This is a genomic window from Proteus vulgaris (assembly GCF_016239305.1).
GTDB classification, from domain to species: Bacteria; Pseudomonadota; Gammaproteobacteria; order Enterobacterales; family Enterobacteriaceae; genus Proteus; species Proteus vulgaris_C.
Window position 1 is genome coordinate 1 of sequence record NZ_JAEHOQ010000071.1, and the last position, 547, is coordinate 547.

The following is a 547-nucleotide window of genomic DNA, read 5'->3' on the forward strand; positions in this document are numbered from 1 at the left end:
GTTGGGTAGGGGAGCGTTCTGTAAGCCTGCGAAGGTGTACTGTGAGGTATGCTGGAGGTATCAGAAGTGCGAATGCTGACATAAGTAACGATAATGCGGGTGAAAAACCCGCACGCCGGAAGACCAAGGGTTCCTGTCCAACGTTAATCGGGGCAGGGTGAGTCGACCCCTAAGGCGAGGCTGAAAAGCGTAGTCGATGGGAAACGGGTTAATATTCCCGTACTGGTGGTAACTGCGATGGGGGAACGGAGAAGGCTAGGTTGTCCGGGCGACGGTCGTCCCGGTTCAAGCATGTAGGCAGAGTGATTAGGCAAATCCGGTCACTTAATGCTGAGGTGTGATGACGAACCACTAAGGTGGTGAAGCAATTGATGCCCTGCTTCCAGGAAAAGCCTCTAAGCTTCAGGTTACCAACAATCGTACCCCAAACCGACACAGGTGGTCAGGTAGAGAATACTCAGGCGCTTGAGAGAACTCGGGTGAAGGAACTAGGCAAAATGGTGCCGTAACTTCGGGAGAAGGCACGCTGGCGGTAAGTGAAGTCCCT

Annotated in this window: 1 rRNA gene; it reads left to right on the forward strand. The window is 53.4% G+C overall.

Features of this window, described 5'->3' with window-relative positions:
* A 23S ribosomal RNA gene (locus JEP40_RS19010) occupies positions 1 to 547 on the forward strand; the annotation flags it as partial.